The 23225-nt window shown below is 37.2% G+C and carries 16 protein-coding genes and 1 pseudogene; 3 read left to right on the top strand and 14 right to left on the bottom strand.

Translation table 11 applies throughout. The features are described 5' to 3' along the window. Position 1: 1 nt before the first annotated feature. The 8 genes and pseudogenes from BN1226_RS00840 to BN1226_RS00810 all read right to left on the bottom strand — a co-directional run bounded on the left by BN1226_RS00840 (position 2) and on the right by BN1226_RS00810 (position 13107). Complete coding sequence (locus tag BN1226_RS00840) at positions 2-214, bottom strand: GH-E family nuclease (RefSeq protein WP_204204304.1); 213 nt, start codon at positions 212-214, stop codon at positions 2-4. Between the two features lie 33 nt (positions 215-247). After that, positions 248-481: pseudogene (locus tag BN1226_RS10860) on the bottom strand (ankyrin repeat domain-containing protein); the annotation flags it as partial. Then, positions 472-1002 (bottom strand): hemagglutinin repeat-containing protein, encoded by a 531-nt coding sequence (locus BN1226_RS00835; protein WP_082041895.1) that lies wholly within the window; start codon positions 1000-1002, stop codon positions 472-474. The gene BN1226_RS00835 and the pseudogene BN1226_RS10860, both read right to left, overlap by 10 nt. A gap of 33 nt (positions 1003-1035) precedes the next feature. After that, positions 1036-1560 (bottom strand): ankyrin repeat domain-containing protein, encoded by a 525-nt coding sequence (locus tag BN1226_RS00830; protein WP_044469611.1) that lies wholly within the window; start codon positions 1558-1560, stop codon positions 1036-1038. Between the two features lie 113 nt (positions 1561-1673). Then, a complete protein-coding gene (locus tag BN1226_RS00825) occupies positions 1674-2084 on the bottom strand; it encodes a hypothetical protein (RefSeq protein WP_044469610.1) in 411 nt (136 codons plus the stop codon). Further along, positions 2071-9729 (bottom strand): two-partner secretion domain-containing protein, encoded by a 7659-nt coding sequence (locus BN1226_RS10660; protein WP_052506666.1) that lies wholly within the window; start codon positions 9727-9729, stop codon positions 2071-2073. Before BN1226_RS10660 ends, BN1226_RS00825 begins: the two co-directional genes overlap by 14 nt. A gap of 50 nt (positions 9730-9779) precedes the next feature. Then, positions 9780-11525: a ShlB/FhaC/HecB family hemolysin secretion/activation protein gene (locus tag BN1226_RS00815; RefSeq protein ID WP_044469609.1), complete on the bottom strand. Its 1746-nt coding sequence runs from the start codon at positions 11523-11525 to the stop codon at positions 9780-9782. Between the two features lie 247 nt (positions 11526-11772). Next, positions 11773-13107: a cation:proton antiporter gene (locus BN1226_RS00810; protein ID WP_044469608.1), complete on the bottom strand. Its 1335-nt coding sequence runs from the start codon at positions 13105-13107 to the stop codon at positions 11773-11775. 206 nt (positions 13108-13313) lie between these two features. Between BN1226_RS00810 and BN1226_RS00805 the strand changes: the two genes are divergently transcribed. Further along, complete coding sequence (locus BN1226_RS00805; RefSeq protein ID WP_005761162.1) at positions 13314-14255, top strand: Dyp-type peroxidase; 942 nt, start codon at positions 13314-13316, stop codon at positions 14253-14255. A 78-nt stretch (positions 14256-14333) separates the two neighbouring features. Here BN1226_RS00805 and tkt read toward each other — a convergent pair whose 3' ends face one another. From tkt to pdxA, 6 genes are all read right to left on the bottom strand, one after another. Then, on the bottom strand, positions 14334-16331 hold the full coding sequence (gene tkt / locus BN1226_RS00800) for a transketolase (RefSeq protein WP_044469607.1): 1998 nt from the start codon (positions 16329-16331) through the stop codon (positions 14334-14336). A 60-nt stretch (positions 16332-16391) separates the two neighbouring features. Continuing rightward, entirely contained in the window at positions 16392-17345 is a 954-nt protein-coding gene (tal, locus tag BN1226_RS00795; protein ID WP_044469606.1) for a transaldolase, read from the bottom strand. 79 nt (positions 17346-17424) lie between these two features. Beyond that, entirely contained in the window at positions 17425-18456 is a 1032-nt protein-coding gene (locus BN1226_RS00790; RefSeq protein ID WP_044469605.1) for a 2-keto-3-deoxygluconate permease, read from the bottom strand. 80 nt (positions 18457-18536) lie between these two features. Beyond that, the gene (gene rpiB / locus BN1226_RS00785; protein ID WP_044469604.1) at positions 18537-18986 is read right to left on the bottom strand and encodes a ribose 5-phosphate isomerase B; all 450 of its coding nucleotides are present in this window, start codon (positions 18984-18986) and stop codon (positions 18537-18539) included. 21 nt (positions 18987-19007) lie between these two features. Continuing rightward, positions 19008-20360 carry a four-carbon acid sugar kinase family protein gene (locus BN1226_RS00780; protein ID WP_044469603.1) on the bottom strand — a complete coding sequence of 451 codons (1353 nt, stop codon included), beginning with the start codon at positions 20358-20360 and terminating at the stop codon, positions 19008-19010. A gap of 30 nt (positions 20361-20390) precedes the next feature. Further along, complete coding sequence (gene pdxA, locus BN1226_RS00775) at positions 20391-21401, bottom strand: 4-hydroxythreonine-4-phosphate dehydrogenase PdxA (RefSeq protein ID WP_044469602.1); 1011 nt, start codon at positions 21399-21401, stop codon at positions 20391-20393. A gap of 206 nt (positions 21402-21607) precedes the next feature. On the opposite strand from pdxA, the gene BN1226_RS00770 reads away from it, so the two are divergent. After that, a complete protein-coding gene (locus BN1226_RS00770) occupies positions 21608-22369 on the top strand; it encodes a DeoR/GlpR family DNA-binding transcription regulator (RefSeq protein ID WP_044469601.1) in 762 nt (253 codons plus the stop codon). Positions 22370-22394: 25 nt separating this feature from the next. Further along, entirely contained in the window at positions 22395-23177 is a 783-nt protein-coding gene (locus tag BN1226_RS00765) for a triose-phosphate isomerase (protein ID WP_044469600.1), read from the top strand. Positions 23178-23225: the final 48 nt, after the last annotated feature.

Raw genomic sequence — 23225 nt, 5'->3', positions numbered from 1 at the left:
TCTATTTATCTCCATTCATAAATTTTTGCATATCTTGCTTGATCTCAAGAATATCAGCTTTCCCTGGCATTTCATTTTTATGACTACGATTTTCAGACATATTTTCTAGCCTGAACCGTTCTGGTCTCGCATTAACATAATCATTAAATTGCTTTTGACTCCAATTTAATTCTTTTGCTGCTAAGGATAACCTTCTATGCTCCCAGCCATACATATGCATTGAAATTACAAAGCAGATCTCTATTTATTAAGAATATTTCATCATTAGATCATATATAGGGGATAGATGAGGTTCTAATGGTGTTGGTTTATAACTTTCCAAGATACTTTCGTTTTCATTTACTAAAAAATGGACATTAGCTCCTTTCTCCAGCATTAGTTTTAAAAGATCTAATCTATCAGGCAAATACCCTATCATTGATAAAGGAATGAGATTATCTTGATTTGGAATATTAGGATCTGCTCCCGCATTTAATAATGCNCCATTCCCCCTTTGCCAATTTCCACACTCGCTTGCTTTTCTACTTGTGCCGTGTTCAGTTTCGCTGAATTATAGGCAGCATTAGCACTCGCTCCAGATGTTGAAACACTTCCCCCGGCTTGAGTTTGATGGCTATCGTATTTTGTTACATCTTGGCGGCTAATGGCATCAAGTGCCTGAACATCCCCTTTCCAATGCTCTGCTTTGAGATTAGTTGCATCTAAGGTTAGTTTGCCAGCAGAATGAGTGACAAACTTATCTGTGTGTAGTTGGTTGTTTTGCCAGCTTTCCGTATGGCTGTTTTCCTTGCCTTTGCCAACACTGCCTGATGCCTCAACACCCATTCCATAACTGTCACCAGTAAAGCCAACAAAGACGCCCACACTTGTACTGTGATTTTTATCGGTGGTGTCCATACTGAACCGTTCTGGTCTCGCATTGACATAATCATTAAATTGTTTTTGACTCCAATTTAATTCTGTTGCTGCTAAGGATAACCTTCTATGCTCCCAGCCATACATATGCATTGAAATTACAAAGCAGATCTCTATTTATTAAGAATATTTCATCATTAGATCATATATAGGGGATAGATGTGGTTCTAATGGTGTTGGTTTATAACTTTCCAAGATACTTTCGTTTTCATTTACTAAAAAATGGACATTAGCTCCTTTCTCCAGCATTAGTTTTAAAAGATCTAATCTATCAGGCAAATACCCTATCATTGATAAAGGAATGAGATTATCTTGATTTGGAATATTAGGATCTGCTCCCGCATTTAATAATGCCATTGCTGCTTCAACATTTTTTGACCTCATTGCATAATGTAATGGCGTCATTCCGTAGCAATCCTGAGCATTGACATTAATTCCTTTACTAATTAAATGCTCAATCATTTTTCTAGATGGTTCATCAGATTCAAATCCTAGTAAAGATTTATGTAACCAACTCCATCCTTCTTTGGGTGATGTTTCTAAATAGCTTCTATCTCCCTGTTTGAATAAGTCTTCTAATAAATCAAAATCATCTGTAGCAATCGCTTCGAGAATATTAACCCCTAATCTAATATTTTTATCCATTTATTTTCTCCCTTTTTCAAATTTTTTCATATCACTAATAATAGGCTCAATATTATCCCTACCCGGCATTTCATTTTTATGACTACAATTTTCAGACATATTAAAATAATATCCTAAGCTAAAGCTTCAATCCAAAAGTAACATAATGAATCATCCGAAAAACCTAACTGATAATTTTTAAAAAAAATAAAATCTAATTCATTTATATCTTTCGATTTTTTTAAATTAAAATGAATTTTATTTTTTTCAAGGAATTCAGTTATTTCAGAAAGAATAATTTTACATAGTTCTAGATTAGAATATTCCAGGAGATCATTAAAACTAAAAGATGATACAGTATCATTATAGATATATACATTTAATTTTCCATAATTAAGTATCCCTTTATTTCTCTTTTTCTGTGGTTCATAATGAATTGGTGTTCCGATTTTTTTTATTAAATAATCTTTATTATCACCTAATTTAAACCCCAATATTTCCCCATTAAGGATAAAATTTAAAATTTCAGATTTAGTTATTTTCATTTTTATTTCTCTCTAAAAATAATTTTAGATTTTTAAATTCTCTAGCTTTAGAATCCCCATTTTGAGATGCCATTTTAAATCCAGCCTCTGAATGCTTGATTAAAAAATCTCTAAACATTTTATTGTTAAGTAAAGCCTGAGCTTTTTCTACATCTTTAGCATTATACGAAGAAAATACTGGTTTAAATATAACATTACCTTTATCCCCAGGTAGTGCTTTTAATTCAATTTTACCAATATTGAAATGAACGCCTTTAACCAATAGATCTGGGGCAATTTTTTGAGATTTAATAATATTTTTAATAAACTCAGGATCGCAATCATTATGCACCCATACCCCTTCATTATCCGCTGCCGCTCCTTTAATAAAGTAAGTATGATCTTTATCCACTGTCATATTATAGGCTTTCAGCTCTTCTGCTTTTATAGTGATATTGGAAACCGTCTGCCACTCACCGTTTACCGATAACAAACGATAACCTTTTTGCAGATATTGGGCATCAACCCATTGAGCTTTTGCTATGTCCCCTTGGTAATAATGCCCCTCGGAAGATACTGGAGTACTACCTGATAATACTTGTGTAAAGAATGGATGAATTTTGTTTGATACAATAGTTTGGTATTTTCCTCTGTTGTCTGTGATTTCTACATAGACAGTGTAATCATACGGATTACTGTAGTGAGCTTGGACTTTCTGATAAGTTGTGATACCGGTTATTTCATTTTTTGCCTGCACTTTATCGCCAACTTTAATGGATGAAATCGGTTGATAGCCTTTATCTGTTTTGACTTCCATATCGCCACGGAAAGAGCAAGTTCCTAAACTAGCGCTCGATTTAGCCTTAGGAATAGCAATTTCTTTGCCTGATTTGGTAACTATTTTTGCTGTTGTCCCTACACCTGTTTTAACAATAGCACCAACACCTGTTAATGCTGTCACCACATCCGTCACCATATTGCCAAACTCTTTTCCAGCATTAAAAGAACCTACTGTTCCTGCCTGTTCATAGTAAACTTGCATTTTATCGAGTTTAGCTAAATACTCCTGTTTAGTCATATTAGCAATATGAGAGATAGTATCTTCTCTCGCTATCAATTCTTTCATCGCCAAAATGGTTTCTATTGGGCTTGAGAGCGTGGAAATCAATCCATCAACGCTCTCAGCGAGATTCTCAGGAACACCAGCAACTACCCCCGATACAAAACTGACATCTTGCCCAACATCAACCAATCCCCAATATAATCGAACTCTGTCTTCACAACGAGTATCACCATGGCAGGATTCTAATTCTTGTGAGCGTTTCTGCTCCTGCCAGTTTGATAGGTAGTTATTCTCCACCACTCGTTTCCCCACATCAGCCCCAACTGCTACCGATTGTGCACTATCCCCAATCAATCCAGCTGCCAAACCGCCTGCAAGTTGGCTTAGGAATACCACATTTTGTTTTTCGTTTTCTGTCAGTTGCTCTGTAGTTTTGCCTTGGTAAAGGGTTTCGGTAATCAATTTTGCTACCGCTTCACTGCCTGCCCCGGCGGCTGCGCCTGCTAGGGCGTTGTTGCCCGTTGCTGCTGCTTCTACTGCGCCGAGTAAGGCGTGAGCCATTAAGTTCGCTTGTGGATTTACTGTACCATCGGCGTTTTGTGTGTACTTTTTGATTTGTTCATTTAAGTAAGGAGAAGCTAATCCCACCGCTGCTTGGTTGATGTCTTGTGCCGCTAATCCTTGTAATGCCGCTGTCACCGCATCTACCGCGCGTTTGGTTGTACTTCCCGTGCCGTAGTTTTCATCATAATGCTTTTGCTTATTATCCCAAGCCGCTTTGAGTGGGGCATAATCTGGGTGCTCTGCGATTTCTTTATCACTTTTTCCCTCGTTTTTGAGACGAGTAGCCACTTTACCAGCTTCTAACTTCGCTTTTTCAACCGCTTCTCGTTCATTGTACGTGTAAATCTGCATTGCCTTTTCTGCAATCTCACCGATGCCTTTCACTAACTCTTGCGTTTCTTTCACTTCGTTAATGTCATGTTTCTTGACCTTTTGGTTGGCATGTTCGGTATCACGATTGAGATTTTGAAGTGTCATTTCCCCATTGGGGTCTTTTGTCAGCGTAATATTGATATTCTTGCCTACTGCTGCTTTGGTGGTACTTTGCTCACTTTCATTTTTATTGCCCAGTAAGCTTAGCGCTGACATTGGATTTATTCCATTTGTACCACCGCTAATAGAGCCACTTCTTGTTTCTAGTTCGCTGTAGTTTTGAATGTTACTTGTGGTCAGCGTGCCTGTTTCCAAGCGGTTATTTGCTTGGCTTGCATCACTGGTAATAACGGCTCCGTCAAGATGAGTGTTGTTATGGACTTTAACATCCATTCCCCCTTTGCCAATTTCCACACTCGCTTGCTTTTCTACTTGTACCGTGTTCAGTTTCGCTGAATTATAGGCAGCATTAGCACTCGCTCCAGATGTTGAAACACTTCCCCCGGCTTGAGTTTGATGGCTATCGTATTTTGTTACATCTTGGCGGCTAATGGCATCAAGTGCCTGAACATCCCCTTTCCAATGCTCTGCTTTGAGATTAGTTGCATCTAAGGTTAGTTTGCCAGCAGAATGAGTGACAAACTTATCTGTGTGTAGTTGGTTGTTTTGCCAGCTTTCCGTATGGCTGTTTTCCTTGCCTTTGCCAACACTGCCTGATGCCTCAACACCCATTCCATAACTGTCACCAGTAAAGCCAACAAAGACGCCCACACTTGTACTGTGATTTTTATCGGTGGTTTTGTTATCGGTGGTGTCCATGACCCCTTTGGACAAAAGGCCTTCTTTGCCCTCAAGGTGTAATGTATCTTTTACTTTGGTATCAACACCCTCCAACTCAACTTTACCGCTTTCTGAAATCAGTGAGACATTCCCACCCTTCAGGTTGCTTTTAGCGTGCGTAATGGTTTCTGTTTGGCTTTCTCTTTCTTGTTTCTGGCTGCCAACACTCACCGCAATTTTCATCGCTGGATTTTCTGTAGCGGCGGTATTTTCTGTGAGTGTGTTATCAAGATTGCCTAGCGTATCTGCCACTTTACTCACATTTTGAGCTGCAATAATTGCATCTTCCGCTGCTTTTACTGCATAAACCCCTTTCAGTTTGTCATTTTGTGTCGCCTTGGCTTTCTGTACAGATTGATGTGCCGATTGCATCGCATTAGTGACTGGTGTACTCAGAGCAAGGCTTAATCCCGATTGACTAAATTCGTATTTATCAGTGCTATGAACAACATCTTTCCCTGCTTCCACTCGTACACCATTTTTGCCTAAAATGACCGCACTTTTATCATTAGCCACCATCACATCAACATTATTGGCTTTGGCTTGATGACCTGCTTTCACCATCACGTTGCCACTTTCACTGGCAAGCGTATTACGTACTGTGCTTTGTATCGCACCATCAAGGGTGTTTTCTTGACGGATTTTTTGGCTACCAATCGTAAAGCCTATTTCTCCGCCGTTTAAAAATCCACTACGTTTGGTTTCTTTGATATGTTGCTCATACTGTTGATTGGTTGCTGTGCTTAAGTTCACATGATTACCCCCCGAAAGCAACACATCTTCATTGCGAGAAACCGCTAATACACTTTCTGCATTTAAATCATTGCCTGCCTGTAGCACAAGCCCTTTACCCGTTAGCTCTGTCCCTTTGTGGGTCAATTCTCGTTTATTATCATATTGCTTGGTCGTTTGACTTGCCACCACACTACCACTTTTCGTTTCATGAAACTCTTCATAAGCCGTTTGGCGTGTGGCGGTGCCTAATACCATATCATTTTCAGCCAAGGCTATCAGTTTCCCTTTAGCATCTAAATCTGCCCCTTCAGAAGAGAGATTCTTGGCTCGCAGCTCGACTTGACCATTGCCTGCAATATGGCTAACCACTATATTCTTGTCACTTTGCTTACGATAATGATTGCCACTGCCAATATTTTCATCAACGCCCACATTAACCTTGGTGAGATGAAGATGATTTTGGGCTTTCAGATAGGTTTCGCCTTGACCATCATTAATAATCTCTGCGCCTGCCATATTGACATTGTTGGCATGAATGTACAATGCGCCATTTTCCCCTTTAACGTGTAGCAACGCTTTGCGGTCAAGCGCAGTTTCTGCCCGATTAAACTCCGCCATATCAATATCACTGGTTCGAGTGGTAGAGTGGTGAATAAAATCACCGCCTACATCCAATAAAATAGCTCGATTAGCCTCAATCGTACCACCAATATTCTCAACATTACCTTTCACATTACCTGTCACCACATTCCCTGTGACGGTGCCACTATTTTTCAAATGCATCGCATTAAATTGCACCCACTCACGCCCAGCTATTCTACCTTCATTCAAGATTGCATTGCTGTTTAGGCTAAGGCTATTTGCAGAAAGTAATGTCCCTTGGCTATCAATATCCCCTTTGCGTGCAACTGCATACACTTTAGGGGCTAAGACTGAAATCGTTTCGCCATTTGCTAAGCGTACTGATTTTGTTTCAAACCAGACAATATCCGAGGTAAGCTGTGCGACCTGTTTAGGCGATAATGTTACACCTAAACGCAAATTAAATTTCTCCGCAAAAGTTATCCCCGCATCCATCAAGGCTTTATATTGACTATCAAAATTCGTATAGTTGCCTAAATATTGTCTGCCTGTCAGTTGATTGATTTGTTCTCGCACTAAACGTTGCTCGTAATAGCCATCGCCTAAGCGTTTTTGTACATTGTTGTGATCATGTCTTAATGCATTGAACATATAATCCGAACTTAACCAGCGTTTTTTGTCGGTAAATACAGGATCGGTTTCAATTAAAACGTGGCTATCAGCATTCGGATTAATTTTATAAAGACTAGAACTTGGCAATGGCGAACTCTCACCTGTTGTTTTTTCCACAAGTGAGTGGCTATCAAAATCATATTGATCAAAGACCTGAGCAACTGGCAACGTAATGCTTTTTTCAGGGTTACTTAACAAGCCTGATTGTTCAGAGGTATTCACTCGTTTGTATTTATTTTTAAAACTGCCTGTTTTACTTTTACGTTTTTTTAAGTAGCTATAATACTTATCACCATAAGTTTCGGTAATTTGGCGACCTTGCTCCTGTTTCATCTCCAAATTACCATTTAAAGCAAAATGACCACCGATTAAAATACGGCTTTTATCATTCACAAACTTATCAGTAGTCACGCTTAAATCACTGCCTGATAAAATCTCCCCTGCCTGACTTTGAGTAACTACATTTTCTTTAATAACTTCTTTGTTTATTTTCGTTACCCAATAATCTTTGTATTCGACTCCTGCAAGTGAAGCAAATTTTTGGTTATGTGCAGAAATTGCTGTATTGAGTTGGGTAAAGGCATTTTGGTTGTCTTTAACCCATTGCCAATAGGCTGGTAACACTTTTTTCTCAAAATGAGATTTTTCAGTTAAATAGGTTTGATATGCTTTATCATACAAAGCCTTATAGGCATGATATTCAGCAAGTAATTTTTCATAGGCTTGTTGAGCTGCTGCATTCCCATTAATAGGTGCTTCAGGCTTAATTGGAGCGACAGGTTCAACTGGGACTTTGGCATTATTCAACAATTCAGCTAGATTCTCACGCATAGTCGGCTTAATCGCAAAATATTGCCACGCTGAATCCTTAGGAAGATAATAGGAATGTACTGAGAGCTGGCAGTTAGGTGCAACACCACCGCCAACACATTGATTAGCTTCAGGTAAATAATTAGATTGCACATCATTATTAAATGGTTTTTCAATCTCCTCAGGTTTTGAATTCACTCGCCAGCCATTACGTCCACGAGATTTTGACCACCAGCTCAATAAACGTCTATCTAAACGTAATTCAGATTCAGGCACACCACTCGGCACAATGTAATACCAATCTACAGCTTTATCAGACACCACCTGCAATTCACTCTTAAAGAAATCATTGGTATTATTGATTTTGTGAACATTGAGGCTCATCTTGCCTAAACTCTCAATTAATGCACTGTGATTATTAATTACCTCTGCCGAACCTTCTGCTTCATCAGCACTATTTAATCGCCCTCCAATATGTAACGATCCTGCACTAAATAACGCAGTAGCATCTTTGGTCTTACCTGAATAAAAATGATTTTGGTTGGTAAGTTGTTTTACCCCTAAATCTAATCGCTCTCGTGCGGCAATAATTGGGCTTGCAACGACATCTGTTTTCTCATCATGATTGATTAATTGAGTTGCATGCAATGCCACATGATCACCATAAATCCGACCGGTTCCCACATTCTCAATAGTCTTCGCCTTAATAACGTTTTTAGCTTTATCGTCATTTTCTTGTCGGCTTGAAATCAATCCTCGATTGGTTACAGTATCGGCTACTTGAATGCGAACATTACCGCCTTGAATTTCACCTGTTTTGGTCTGAGCTAAACGATCTGCTGAGATCTTAATATGCTGTTTTGCTCCAACAACCCCTGATTGTTCAACCGATTTTTTGCTATTCAGCTTGATATTTCCTTTATGGGCTAAAATCTTCGCAGTATCTGTATTCTCAATGTTTTTAGTTGCCAATAGCTCAACAGATTGGCTTGCTTGAATACTATTTTTGTTAATAACTCTGCCATTTGTATCAATTACCACATCACCGGCACTCGCTCCAATATGCCCAGCGTTACGTACTCCAACTCCTTTTTCTGTGCCAATTAAATAAATTTTACCTGAATACATTCCACCTAATTTGCCTACATCAATGGCAAATTGCGGTTGGCTTTCATCTGCAAGCGGTTGTTTAGTGCTAATTATTTGCAAATTATTGTCGGAATCTGAACGCTTAACGGTATTTTTACCTGCTATTACTTTGGCTTCTTTTTTCGACCAAATTCCTGCATTTACTTGGGTTTCACGGGCAAGAATTTCCGTGTAATCTACATTGCTGTTATCTAAGCCCTTACCCGCAATAGCCACTTTGCCTTTCTCAACTTGGAATTTTTCCACCACACCATGGTTAATCTCTGGCTTTCCTGTGGTAAAGGTCGCACGGTCGGCATTAATCACACCGCAACCATCACAATGTAATCCGCTTGGGTTGGCAATAATCACATGGGCTTTTTTACCAGCCACTTCCATATAGCCTTTCATTACACTTGGTTTGCTTGAATTCACTTCATTTAAAATGACTTTTGCTTCGCCTCGAGCAAGGTAAGGGTTAGCGGTGATGTTTCCAGCTAATTGAGTTGAAGTGTTGGTGCGGCTGTTATTTAAAATTGCCCCTTTTTCAGCCACATCAAATTGTGAATATTTATTATGGGAAAGGCCTTTATCATTTGGGGTTTGGATATTTACTTGAGGTAAGCCATTGGCGGTAGAAAGGATAATCGGTTGTTGGGTTTTCGGGGCGGTTTTGTCGGCACGTATAATTAAGGCATCCGCCAGTACCAAATTTGAAAATGATACAAAACCCAGTGCACAAAATAAGCTGAATACCAGTGTTTTTAGTCGAACCGTTATGCTTGGAAAACTAAAATTCTTTTTCTCAGTGGATTTTCCTTCTGATTTTGCTAGCTCAGAAACAACCACCAAGCGTTGTAAGGTTTTATTGAAAACAACACGGAAACAATGTTTATTCATAACAGTTCCTTCTATTATTTAATTATTTAAATAGACTTTATCTAACACATTTAAAAACTATAGCCAACATTAAATCCTGCTACAGTATTTGAGGTACGAAAACCTTGAGGCTTTTCAATTGGTTTGCCCACAAAAACATCATAATAAAACCCCTTCACTGCGCCTTTAAGTCCTATCGCAGTTCCGATTAAATGTTTTCCCAATTGATTTTCTGTTGACCAACCCGAAACTCTACCAGCATCCATCGCCCAATAAAGAGCATGATTCGGGTTAAAATGCCAAATTAGTTCATTCTGCCAATTCCAACCTTGTTCTCCAGAAAGCGTAAGCTCGCCATCGAAGCCCCGCACAGTATAACGACCACCAATTGAAAATCTATCTTGCAGAATTAAAGGCGTTTTATTCCATTGAGCATTTAAACTACTTTGCCATTCCCACATTTGATTTTTTATTTGAAATGGTTTTGTTAAACTCACACTTGCAGTAATAATTTTAGGTCGAGAGGTGCCTTCTCCATAAGCCTCTTCAGGTGCTGACAAAGCACCACGAGCTGCTGTACCTCGTTTAAAATTCACCGAAAATTCAAGGCTTGCAGAATCTAAATATTCTTTATGTGAAATACCAACTTCCCAACCTGCCATTCGGCGTTTTTGTACTGTAATTTCGGAACCATCAATATAATTTTGTGATTGACGAGACCAAAGTGCGGTAGAAATCGTCGTTTTTCTTCGACTATCTCGATAAAGAAGATAAGAAAGCATCAGCTTGTCAGTGTCACTTTCACCTGAATAAATATAATTATTATCAAAAGCCTCAAAAACTTGTTGATGATAACGATTTTGAGTATGTGACAACGCTAATTGCCAATAACCGAATGGAATAGAGTAATAAAGAGTGAAGTTTTTGGATTCACGACTGCCTTTATCATCACCTTTTTGCTTAATAGAATGAGTAAATGAGCTATAAAACAAATCATTTGCTGAAAAAATATTATCAATAGAAAGTGTACCACTTGCTTGCCATTTACCTGTAGCTTTTGAACCAGCATCATCAAGCCCTAAATTGAAACGAAATGGGAAAGCTTGATTGTAGGTAATTTTTAAATCACTCTCACCAATCTCTGCGTTATCAGTTTCGCTAGGAATAATTTCAATATTAGCATCAACGGTTGGCACACGTTTGAGGTTTTCTAAAGATTGTTCAATATCTCGTACATTCAGCACATCACCTGAATCAAATGTTAACCCTGTGAATGCATGTAATCGAGTAAAACGTGGAACTAGGCTACTATCTGTAATAATTGTATTACGAACTTTACCTATAATCACCGTTAAGGCTAATTTACCCGAATTTAAGTCTTGTTCTTGTGTCACAACACGAGTCGTTACATAACCTTGCTCAATAATTTCATTTTGAATTTGTTTTATCAAAATGCCTAATCCCTGACTACCAAAACAATGGGGCAAGGTAAAATGAAGGTGTTCAGCTGCTTTATCTAATGCCCATTGGAATTGGCTTTTGGGGATGGAGGAACCGTAATCAATTAAAGTAATTTGATGGATAGGATAGCAAGGAGATTCTTTATTCGATAAGCTAAGTGATTCATTTAGTTCGGTATCTAACCGTACATCTGCTTGAGGTTGTAGCACTTTAGCCTGATGTCGTTGATATTGTTGCTGGCGCTGTTGCTGGTCCGCATCAATTTTCTGCTGAGTTCGATCCAATGGCTCTGCATGAGATATTGCAGAAGTAGCAAACAATATAATACTTAAAATAACACGTTGATAATTATTCATAAATTATTAAAAAAGAGCTGATGGGTTTCGGTAGTCTATAAGATTACTGATTCTTTTGCAAATAAGAATCAATCTTAACAATGACAATGTTTTTAATACTAAGCTATAACTAGTTTGGTCATCATTCTGCCATAATAAAAATCCTGATCAAATTAATTAATCAGGATTTTATCAATTTTAGTTAAATTGTATTTGGCAACAGTGGCATAGTACAAAAATTTTTGAATATCATACCGCACTTTTTGTTTTAGATATGTGGTGGATAATCTCGTGTTCCACCTAATTTTACATAAGCATCACGTTTAGGATCCACGACTTTAGCTCGCTCAATCATATTTTCCACCGTCATTCCTTGTATTAAAATAGAAAAAGTCACCACCGCATAAGTCATAAGAATAATTACATCTCGTAAATCCGCAGTAATGCCCTCGCCTTGAATAGTGACAAGCTTATCAGGAATTGATAACGCCATCGCCAATGCTAAGCCTCCACGTAAACCACCCCATGTTAAAATCCGTAAGGTATAAGGATTATAAGTACGAAAACGTAACATTATTTGATAAGGAACCCATAAACTAACGTAACGAGCCAGTAAACAAACTGGAATGGCAACTAACATTAAAATTGAACTTTCAGCATTAAACTCAACTAACAAAAGCGCTAATCCAATTAATAAAAATAATAAAGAATTTAAAGAATGATCAATCATTTCCCAGAAGTGATCGAGGTGTTGTTTACTTTGCTCAGAAAAGCCTTGTCGGCGTGTCCAGTTACCAATCATAATCCCAGCAGTAACCATCGCCAATGCACCAGAAATATGCAACCAGTTAGCTAAAATAAAGCCAGCGGTAGGAATGGTTAAAGTCAATAAAATTTCTAAACTTCCATCATCTGTTGCAGAAATCAATACATGGGCAATAAAACCAATGCATAACCCAAATAAAATGCCTCCAACGGCTTCATGTAAAAACAATCCAAGTACGGACATGAGACTAGGTTCTTCGCCACTAAAAGCAACGGAAAATACTGTCGTAAAAATCACTAAGCCAACACCATCATTAAATAATGACTCACCTTCTACCTGCATAGATAAGCGTTTAGGTGCTTTTAAATTTTTAATAATCGCTAATACGGCAATAGGGTCTGTAGGTGAAATTAAAGCCCCAAACAATAAACAATAAATAAAGTTGATGTGAAAACCAATTAAATCAGCAGCCATATAAATTAAGCCACCGATTAGAAAGGTTGAGGCTAAGGTGGAAAATAGAGCGAACACCGCAATTTCACGGCGTTGTTCTTTCATTAAAGGTAATTTAATTCCTAAAGAACCAGCAAATAATAAGAAACCTAGCATACCGTTTAGCAAGAAATTTTTAAAATCCAATTCTTGCATAATGTGAGCCGCCATGTGATCAAGATGAAACCAATCTAATAATCCAAGCCCAATTAAAATTAGTGAACTCACCATGGCAGAGGCGGTAATGGCAATAGTAGATTGAATACGATCGCTTAATTTGCTAGTTAAAAAAGCGAGAAAAATGGAGATGCTAAACAGTAAGCAAATATAAGCATACACACCCATGACAGCTAACCTTTAAATAAAAAATGAGTGGAAAGTATAAATAATATGCAACAAATTAGAAAGTTAAAATCATCAAAATACCAACATTACGTTAATAAAATTTTCCTCAATATAACCGCACTTTTATACCATAAAGTACAAATTCGCACCCCTAGTATAAAAAGTGTATACTTGTCTTATCCTCTACTCTATAAAAAGGAACAACTATGACAATTAATACTCTACTTGCTCAAGATGTGTGGAAAGATATTGGTAAAAACGTACAATTCACTATCTTAGAACTTAAGCGTGAAGATCAAGCGGTTGAAAAAGAAGCCATTATTGAATTTGCGGATCGTTATCAAGCTATCCTTCGCTCATTACGCATTAGAGCAGAAGATTCTAATTTAAAAGCAACGCTTGGCTTTAGCCGTAAAGCTTGGGATTATTTATTCCCCGATGCTCCCGTTCCCGCTGAATTGGAAATTTTTGAAGGATTAGCTGGGCCTGAATATAAAATGCCTGGTACCAAAGGGGATATTTTTCTACATATCCGTGCGAATGATGAAATGGTGATTTATGAAGTTCTCTCATTATTCCGTAAATCCTTGAAAGATGTGAGTAAAGTCATCGATGAAACCAAAGGTTTTCGTTATTTTGAAGGGCGTTCGATTATCGGCTTTATTGATGGAACAGAGGTTCCAACAGGTGTTGAACAACTTGAATGCTCATTAATTGGGGAAGAAGATCCTGAATTTATTAATGGCTCTTATGCCTTTGCACAAAAATGGCGCCATGATATGGATTACTGGGATACCCTACCAACAGAAACACAAGAAAAAGCTATCGGTCGTAAAAAGTTTAATGATCTCGAACTAGAAGATGATGAAAAATTTACCAATGCTCATAGCGTAGTTTCCAAATATGAGGTAAATGGTGAAGAAAAACAAATCATTCGTATGAATGTACCTTTTTCTGACCCATCATCAGGAAAAACCGGGACATACTTCATTGGCTATGCAAATCATTGGACCGTCATGAAACAAATGTTAATTCAAATGGTTGAACAGAGTGACTATTTACTCACTTTCTCAACGGTGATGTCAGGTCAATTATTTTTTATTCCTTCCATTACCACCTTAAATAAAATTGCTGATGGTGAATATTAATCAATAAAAACTGCGGTAGATTTTCGAAAAATTTTCCAAAATCCTACCGCAGTTTTATTTAACTATCCTTCTATTTCATTAAAGGATTTCTTTCGCTTTCGCAACTACATTCTCAACGGTAAATCCAAAGAGTTTGAACAATTGCTCTGCCGGTGCTGATTCACCAAAACTATTCATTCCAATAATCCGTCCTTGAGTTCCGACATATTTGTACCAGAAGTCCGCAATTTGCGCTTCTATTGCTACTCGTTTTGTCACTGAACTTGGTAACACGGATTCTCGGTAAGCTTCTTCTTGTTTATCAAATACGTTCGTACTTGGCATGGAAACAACTCGTACTTTGATGCTTTCACTCTCTAATTCTTCTGCCGCTTTCATTGCCAAATCCACTTCTGAACCCGTTGCAATCAGGATTAAATCTGCTGTGCCTGCACTTTCTTTTAAGATGTAACCACCACGTGCCACGTTCGCCAGTTGTTCTGACGTTCTCGTTTGTTGAGCCAGATTTTGACGAGTGAATATTAAGGCACTTGGTCCTTCTTTGCGTTCCACCGCTTGTTGCCATGCAATAGCTGATTCCACTTGGTCTGCTGGGCGCCAGGTGTTTAAATTAGGGATTAATCGTAAAGAAGCGGTTTGTTCTACAGGTTGGTGTGTCGGTCCATCTTCTCCTAAGCCGATAGAATCATGTGTGTACACAAATAATGAACGTTGTTTCATTAAGGCTGCCATACGTACGGCATTATGGGCATATTCGTAAAACATTAAGAAGGTCGCTCCGTAAGGAATGAACCCGCCATGCAAGGCGATACCATTCATGATGGCTGACATGCCAAATTCTCTTACCCCGTAGTTGATGTAGTTGCCATCAAGGTTGGTTTTCGCTCGTATCGGTTTTGAGCCTGACCATAAGGTTAAGTTTGAGCTCGCTAAGTCTGCTGAACCGCCTAAAAATTCAGGTAATAGGTGGGCATAGGCTTCAATGGCATTTTGAGAAGCTTTACGGCTTGCTATTGCTGCCGGATTCGCTTGTAATTTCTCTATAAATGCTTTTGATTCTGTCGCCCAGTTCGCTGGTAATTCACCATTGATTCGTCTGGTAAATTCTGTCGCTAATTCAGGATAAGCTTTTGCATAAGCCGCAAATTTTTCATTCCAAGCTTGTTCCGCTAATTGTCCCGCCACTTTGGCATCCCATTTCTCATAAACATCTGCAGGAATTTCAAAAGGAGCGTACTCCCAACCTAAGGCTTTACGCGTTAAGGCGATTTCTTCATCACCTAGCGGTGCTCCATGGCAGTCGTGAGAGGCAGATTTATTCGGTGAGCCGTAACCTATGATAGTTTTACAGATGATTAAGGTCGGTTTCGCTTGTTCTGCTTTCGCCAGTACAATGGCGGATTTGATTTGGCGTGGGTCATGTCCATCAATGTTGCGTATCACTTGCCAACCATAAGCTTCAAATCGTTTTGCGGTGTCATCGGTAAACCAACCATCAACATGACCATCGATAGAGATGTTGTTGTCATCATAAAATGCAATTAATTTGCCTAAACCTAATGTCCCCGCTAATGAACAAGCTTCATGAGAAACCCCTTCCATTAAGCAACCATCACCTAAAAATACATAAGTGTTGTGGTCAACAATTTCATGTCCTTCTCGGTTAAATTGACCCGCTAAGGTTTTCTCTGCTATCGCCATTCCCACTGCATTGGTTATCCCTTGCCCTAAAGGCCCTGTCGTGGTTTCAACTCCTGGGGCATAACCGTATTCTGGGTGCCCTGGGGTTTTAGAATGTAATTGACGGAAGTTTTTTAAATCTTCTATTGAAAGGTCATAACCTGTTAAATGTAACAAGCTATAAATTAACATCGAGCCGTGTCCATTAGAAAGTACAAAACGGTCTCTATCTGCCCATTTCGGATTATTCGGATTATGTTTTAAAAATTTACGCCATAATACTTCTGCAATATCTGCCATACCCATTGGCGCTCCTGGGTGACCTGATTTCGCTTTTTGCACTGCATCCATACTGAGTGCTCGTATCGCATTCGCCAGTCTTTTATGATCTGCCATTTTGTTCTCCTGACTATTAAAATATACTATGTTTAATTTTATATAGTTACTGAGTAATAATTATAATTTAGCACTTAACATTGCTTCTAATTTTTCAATATCAACCGCAAATTTACGAATACCTTCCGCTAATTTTTCTACTGCCATTGGATCTTGATTATGTTCCCAATAGAATTCTGCTTCTGTCATTGGTGCTGGACGAGCCTTCACTTCACCTGTATAAGCTAATTTACGAGGTAGCGCTGTTGTACTCTCCTGTAATTGTTGTAATAAGCTTGGTGCGATAGTTAAGCGATCACACCCTGCTAATTCAGTGATTTCACCAATATTACGGAAACTTGCTCCCATTACTACTGTTTGGTAACCATATTGTTTGTAATAGTGATAGATACTAGTAACCGAAATAACACCAGGATCTTCAGAAGGAAGATATTCTTTCTTATCTGTATTTGCTTTGTACCAGTCTAAAATACGACCAACGAAAGGAGAAATTAAATAAACTCCCGCCTCTGCACAGGCACGAGCTTGAGCTTGAGAGAATAATAAGGTTAAGTTACAGTTAATTCCTTCTTTTTCAAGTACTTCAGCAGCACGAATACCTTGCCAAGTTGAAGCTACTTTAATTAAGATACGGTCATTTGAAATGCCAGCTTCATTATAAAGACGAATTAGTTTACGTGCTTTTTCAATGGTTCCTTGAGTATCGTAAGAAAGACGAGCATCCACTTCAGTAGAAATACGTCCAGGAACAATTTTTAAAATTTCTAAACCAATTTTAACGGCTAAGATATCTTCAGCCTCAATAATTTGTTGTGCTTTGTCATGGGTTTGTTGCTTAGCATAGGCAATAGCTTCATCAATTAAAGTGGCATATTGAGGCAAAGCAGAAGCACTTAAAATTAATGAAGGGTTAGTTGTGGCATCTTGTGGTTGATATTTTTTGATAGCTTCGATATCCCCAGTATCAGCCACTACAACGGTCATACTACGTAATGTTTCTAATTGTGTTGTCATTATCATTCTCCAATTTTATTGATAAGGATAAAATAAAAAGAGAGACGCTCTCTCTTTTTATTAATGTTATTAGGTAAGATCAGTTTTTTTCAACAGACATTGCTTGTCCTGCCCAACCTTCAGGCGAATAGATGCCTAGTTGTTTTTTACGCATTTGTCTATCAAAAAATGCCACTACAAATGGACATAAAAATAAAGTAATAATTGATGCGGTAGCACATTGGGCTGTAGCCAAAGGAACATGTGGAGTAAATGTAGGATCGGCATCTGCTACAGCTGCTGGAGTCATAGCAGAATTTAATGCGGTCGTACCAATAGCCGCTCCCATTGCATTACGTTCTTTCTTAGGTAACAAAATATTAAATACATAAAAAAATACAACAGCAGTCACTGTTGAAAGTAAACCCAAGATGATACCTGAAGCCCCAGCTTTTAAAATAGTAGTCACATCAGTACCTGAACCAATTGCAATAGTCATAAAGAAAATAATGATTGGCTGTGCTTTACCACATAATTCTCGGAATTTAATATCAATATTTCCCCATATAAAACCAATTAATAATGGAATTAATGTTGCCACAACAGCCATAAATGGAATATTAGCTAAACCACTCGCTCCCAAAGCAATTAAAGTAAAGAATGGACCATCATTTAAAGAAAGAATTGATATTGCACCAGTATCAGTAGAATTACCAAATTGAGATGAAAGAGAAATATAAAGTGAGCTATTTGAGTTAGTAATTGCAGCAATTAAAACTATAGGAGAAAGCCCCCAAATACCTTCAGCACCAAAAACATTACCAACTAAAAGACCTAAAGCAACCCCTAAAAAGAATTTTATACTGGTTAACACAACACCTTTATAAAGTGGCATACCAACTTGTCTGACATTAATAGAAGCGCCACATAAAATAAGGAAAATCCCCATCATTGCAGGCTGACCTTTTTGGAATAAACCACTTGTAAAACCACCGATTTCAAAGAAACCAGGAAAAAATGTTTTAATTGCAACAGCTAATAATAATGGAATAATGACTAACCCACCGGGAATTTTCATCATTCTTTCAATAAGTTTGAGGTCAATGTTACCATCTTCGTTACGTATTGCCATAGATTCTCTCCTATAAGTTTTTGTATATAAGAGCCACCATTATTTCATCATTAATAATGATGGCTCATTATTGCGATGCTTTATTTATGATATTTTTTATCAATTTCATTAATGCGAGCAACTTTAGGCGTAGAACCGCCCCCAGCAAAATCACATTTAAACCAAACATCAATTAAAGATTTAGCTAATTCAACACCAATAACACGTTCTCCGAGGCACATAATCTGTGCATTATTACTTTTTCTTGATCTTTCAGTTGAAAATAAATCATGGCAAACTGCTGCACGTACACCAGGCACTTTATTTGCTGTAATACACATTCCAATACCTGTACCACAAGTCAAGATTGCTCGTTCATATTTACCATCAGCTACGGCTTTAGCTACTGCTTCAGCCACATCAGGGTAAAGCACTATGTCACCCTCTGCTGCACCAAAATCATCATATTCAATACCTAATGTATCAAGATGCTTCATAATCTCAACTTTCAAACGATATGCAGCTTCATCACATCCAATTGCAATTTTCATTTATAATTACTCCTTCAGTTATTAATCTCTACAAGCTTCTAAGAAAAGACGTTCTACAATCTTACAAGCGGTATTTTCATCTCCTGTTAAACCACCTTTACCTATAATTGGCATTTTGTTATCGAATATACCAACTAAACGTCCAACATCTGATTGGGGAATAACATAATCAATCATTTCAATAGCAGACACATTCAATTGGTTACATACATTGACCATTGTGTCGCCCCCGGTTGCAAAAATACCCGCAAAACGCTCATTACCTACTTGTTTAAAAATATCAGCAACAATCATGCCTAATCCTGCATTAATACGTTCTGCACTTTCACCATGAACAAATTTACGTTTTGCATCTTCTGCATCTAAATTTAATAAAGGTCCATGTAAAGCGGTTTCTAATAAAATAGCTCTTGGAGGAATATCTCTTGCCATATAATCTTTAACAAGATTAACTACTCGCTTCGCTTCCGTGTCTGCAACATCGCCTCCATCTATTAATAGTGAAGGGTCAACTGAAATTGAGACATTACGTTTATCTTGACAAAGGACGTCCATCTGTAATTTAGTTACTGGTGTAGCACTACCTGCAATAACCAAAGCCGTTTTGCCTTCAACATTTTTACCCACTGTTCGTGGAATATTTTCTTCTTCTCTATGAATTAATCCCCGTTGGTAGCCTAATGCTGCTGTAAATGGGCCAGGATCAACTGCTAAAATAGGGTTATCAAGCATTAAACATGCTTGTGCAATATTTGATACATCTTCCAAAGTAATAGCATCTATAACAATAACCTCTTTGCCTTGATTAATTTGTTCCATTAAGGCAATCCGAATTTCATATACACCATGCATCACATCTGTTAAGGTCACAGAGCCAACTTTACGACGAGTTTGACTAGCTAATAGTGCTGGGATATATCCTTCTCTCACGGGTGTACGAACATCTCGGGCAACAGGAGTATTAGTTAACGCAACACCATCAATTACTGAAAATCCCCCCACTAAAATACGACGAGATTGAGGCATTGCTGGAACAACTACAGCAATCGTCTTTTCAGGTAGAATATCTAACATTGCATCAATTTCTACACCAATACTGCCTCGCATTGTTGTATCAGTTCTTTTGCTAAAATATTGCACACCCATTTCTTTTAAAAGTGCGGTAGCTTTTTGCACATTTTTATAGGCTTCATGCTTAGGTAATGGACGACTACTTGTACTAATTAATAAAGATTCTGAATCCGTTTCAGCATTTAATCTTTGAGCTGCTTCAGTATTAAAAAATACCGTTGTTTTAGAACCAGAACGAGCTAATAAAACTCCTGTAGTTGTGGCTCCAGTTAAATCATCTGCGACAACTCCAATTATAGGCATAATAGACTCCTCACATTGAACTAATAATTATTAGCTTTTTTTATTCATATATTTAGCAGTATATTCAGCCAACACTTTAGTGGACTCAATCATACTCACACCGTTAGCAATATTTTTACCTGCAATATCAAATGCAGTTCCATGATCTACAGAACTGCGCATAAATGGTAAACCAAATGTAATAGTGACAGATTTTTCAAAATCTAATGTTTTACATGCAATATGACCTTGGTCATGATATAAAGAAAGAATGGCATCATATTTACCAGATTTACCGATATGAAAGACTGAATCTGCTGGTACTGGGCCTGTTGCATTAATACCTGCTGCTTTTGCTGCTTCTACTGCTGGAATTAATTCATCAATTTCTTCACGTCCAAATAATCCATTATCCCCACCATGTGGATTTAAAGCGGCAACAGCTATCAATGGTTTTTCAATCCCAATATTGCGTAATTCTTTATCGATATTTTTCACATCCTGTAGCACACGTTCTTTAGTTGCATATTTACATGCATCAATCACTGACATATGACGGCTAACAAAAAATACACGTAATTTATGGCAACTAAACATAGTTAGCCCATAATCTGAATGTGTTTCATTTTGATAAATTTCTGTATGACCTGGCTCTTTAACACCAGCTAATTTAATGGCGATTTTATGAATAGGGGCAGTTGATACAGCATCAATTTTTTTTGCCATGCCTAATTCAATAGACTTTAATACCCAATCGTAGGACATTTGCCCTGCTAATTTTTGAACTTCTCCCCATTTGATCGAATCAATATCGTAATTTCCTGTTTCTAATACATCAAATGTACCTAATTCATATTTAGCTTCGGAGGGATCTTGAATTTTATTGAATTGGATTGAAACACCACGAACTTTTGCAGCTCTTTCTAAAATAGCAATACTACCAATAACAAATGGTTTACATATATTATGAATTTCTTTGCTCAACATTGTATCAACCGTAATTTCAGGGCCTATACCCGCAGGATCTCCCATAGTTAATGCAATAATAGGTTTTTTATTCATTTATAAACTCCTTTCGTTTTTTTTCGTTTAATTAAAAAGATAAATTTATGATACGCTCTTTTTTTGTACTGTCATTATTATTAATAGTATTTTTTCTAAAATGAGATATAGATCAAACTTTTAAAGAAAAAAAACGAAAATATTTTGATATTTAAGGTAATATAAATACCAACCTAAAAGAAATTTAAATAATGAAGGTATATTCAATGAATAGAAGAGAAGAAAATATTTTATCTCTGTTAGAAAAACACCAATACTTAAATAATTTAGAACTCAGTGAGCTGTTAAATTGTTCTGTAGTCACCATAAGAACTGCGGTAAGAAATTTAGAAAAAGCAGGCTTAGTGATACGTACACATGGTGGAATAGAACCCGTTCCTGAAATACTGAAGTTGAATTTATTGCCTGGTAATATTTTTAAAGATCGTGAAAATAAAGAAAAAATTGCTGAACAGGCTTATCAATATATTAATGAACGAGATACGATAATCTTAGATGACTCTTCAAACAGCTTCCATTTGGCTCAAACCATAAAAAAATATGCCAATAAATATCTGATTGTGATTACTAATTCACTTTATGTAGCTTGTGAACTAGCAAATTTAAGCAATATAGAAATTATGTTTATTGGAGGATTAATGGCAGGAAAAATCCCTGCAACAATGGGAGAAACTGCATTAAATATGTTAAAAAACTTTAAAGCAACAAAAGCATTCATTGGAGTTCATGGAATTAATCCAGAAATAGGTATTACCTCTATTGCGAATGATCAAATGCAAATAAAACGCTTAATTTTCGAAATATCTAAAGAAGTATATGTATTAACTTGTAGTAATAAATTTGTTACTGAGCATTTATTAGTTACCGCACCATTAAATAAGGTACATAAAATTATCACAGATCGAGGATTATCTTCTAAATATCAATCTATCATAAAAGAAGTGACTTCTCTTGATATAGTCAAATAACACATTGAAAAATAGAGGCAATAAAATGACTAAAAAAATCTTTTTTGGCACAAATCTAAAAATGTATAAGGGTAATCTAGCTGTCATTGATTATCTAACAAAGTTATCTCATTACGCCGATAAATTGCATCAGCAACATAATTTTGAATTATTTGTTATTCCTTCTTATACCACTCTTAGTGATGCAGTAAATACAATTAAGTCTCTCAATTCGCCTAATCCAATTATAATTGGAGCTCAAAATATGAACCCCAATGATGAAGGGCAATTCACTGGTGATATTTCCCCATTGATGTTGAAAGAGCTCGGGGTTCAATTAGTAATGATTGGACATTCTGAGCGACGACATATATTCAATGAAGCTGATCAAGAAGAAAATGCTAAAGTATTATCAGCTTTAAAGCATAATTTTATTACTCTCCTTTGTATTGGAGAAACCCTAGAGCAAAAAGATTACAATATCTCAAATGAAGTTTTAAGAACACAATTAAAAATTGGATTATCTGGAGTAAATAAAGAACAATTATCCTTGTTACGTATTGCCTATGAACCAGTATGGGCAATTGGAACGGCTGGCAAACCAGCTTCAGCCGAATATGCTGATGAAAAGCATGCTGTTATTAAAGCTTGTCTACAAGAACTATTTGGCTCTGCGGGAAAAGAAATTCCTGTATTTTACGGAGGAAGTGTCAACCCTGAAAATGCACCTAAATTATTTATCAAGCCTAATATTGATGGATTATTTATAGGACGTAGTGCATGGGAAGCAGAAAATTTTTATAACTTGATGAATACATTATTAAAATAATATTCTTCTGTAAAAACTGCGGTAGATTTTCGAAAAATTTCCCAAAAT

The organism is Mannheimia massilioguelmaensis, from assembly GCF_000940515.1.
In the GTDB taxonomy this organism is placed as follows: Bacteria; Pseudomonadota; Gammaproteobacteria; order Enterobacterales; family Pasteurellaceae; genus Basfia; species Basfia bettyae.
Note: the sequence above shows the minus strand (reverse complement) of the source record. Positions and strands in the feature narration are given on the sequence as shown.

What these genes read in the sequence shown, in the direction of transcription:
- pdxA (WP_044469602.1), bottom strand. Translation starts at nt 21,401, where the DNA reads ATGAATAAAAAACCTATTATTGCATTAACTATGGGAGATCCTGCGGGT.
- tkt (WP_044469607.1), bottom strand. Translation starts at nt 16,331, where the DNA reads ATGGCAGATCATAAAAGACTGGCGAATGCGATACGAGCACTCAGTATG.
- BN1226_RS00830 (WP_044469611.1), bottom strand. Translation starts at nt 1,560, where the DNA reads ATGGATAAAAATATTAGATTAGGGGTTAATATTCTCGAAGCGATTGCT.
- BN1226_RS00790 (WP_044469605.1), bottom strand. Translation starts at nt 18,456, where the DNA reads ATGGCAATACGTAACGAAGATGGTAACATTGACCTCAAACTTATTGAA.
- tal (WP_044469606.1), bottom strand. Translation starts at nt 17,345, where the DNA reads ATGACAACACAATTAGAAACATTACGTAGTATGACCGTTGTAGTGGCT.
- BN1226_RS00805 (WP_005761162.1), top strand. Translation starts at nt 13,314, where the DNA reads ATGACAATTAATACTCTACTTGCTCAAGATGTGTGGAAAGATATTGGT.
- BN1226_RS10660 (WP_052506666.1), bottom strand. Translation starts at nt 9,729, where the DNA reads ATGAATAAACATTGTTTCCGTGTTGTTTTCAATAAAACCTTACAACGC.
- BN1226_RS00780 (WP_044469603.1), bottom strand. Translation starts at nt 20,360, where the DNA reads ATGCCTATAATTGGAGTTGTCGCAGATGATTTAACTGGAGCCACAACT.
- BN1226_RS00815 (WP_044469609.1), bottom strand. Translation starts at nt 11,525, where the DNA reads ATGAATAATTATCAACGTGTTATTTTAAGTATTATATTGTTTGCTACT.
- BN1226_RS00765 (WP_044469600.1), top strand. Translation starts at nt 22,395, where the DNA reads ATGACTAAAAAAATCTTTTTTGGCACAAATCTAAAAATGTATAAGGGT.
- BN1226_RS00810 (WP_044469608.1), bottom strand. Translation starts at nt 13,107, where the DNA reads ATGGGTGTGTATGCTTATATTTGCTTACTGTTTAGCATCTCCATTTTT.
- rpiB (WP_044469604.1), bottom strand. Translation starts at nt 18,986, where the DNA reads ATGAAAATTGCAATTGGATGTGATGAAGCTGCATATCGTTTGAAAGTT.
- BN1226_RS00825 (WP_044469610.1), bottom strand. Translation starts at nt 2,084, where the DNA reads ATGAAAATAACTAAATCTGAAATTTTAAATTTTATCCTTAATGGGGAA.
- BN1226_RS00840 (WP_204204304.1), bottom strand. Translation starts at nt 214, where the DNA reads ATGTATGGCTGGGAGCATAGAAGGTTATCCTTAGCAGCAAAAGAATTA.
- BN1226_RS00770 (WP_044469601.1), top strand. Translation starts at nt 21,608, where the DNA reads ATGAATAGAAGAGAAGAAAATATTTTATCTCTGTTAGAAAAACACCAA.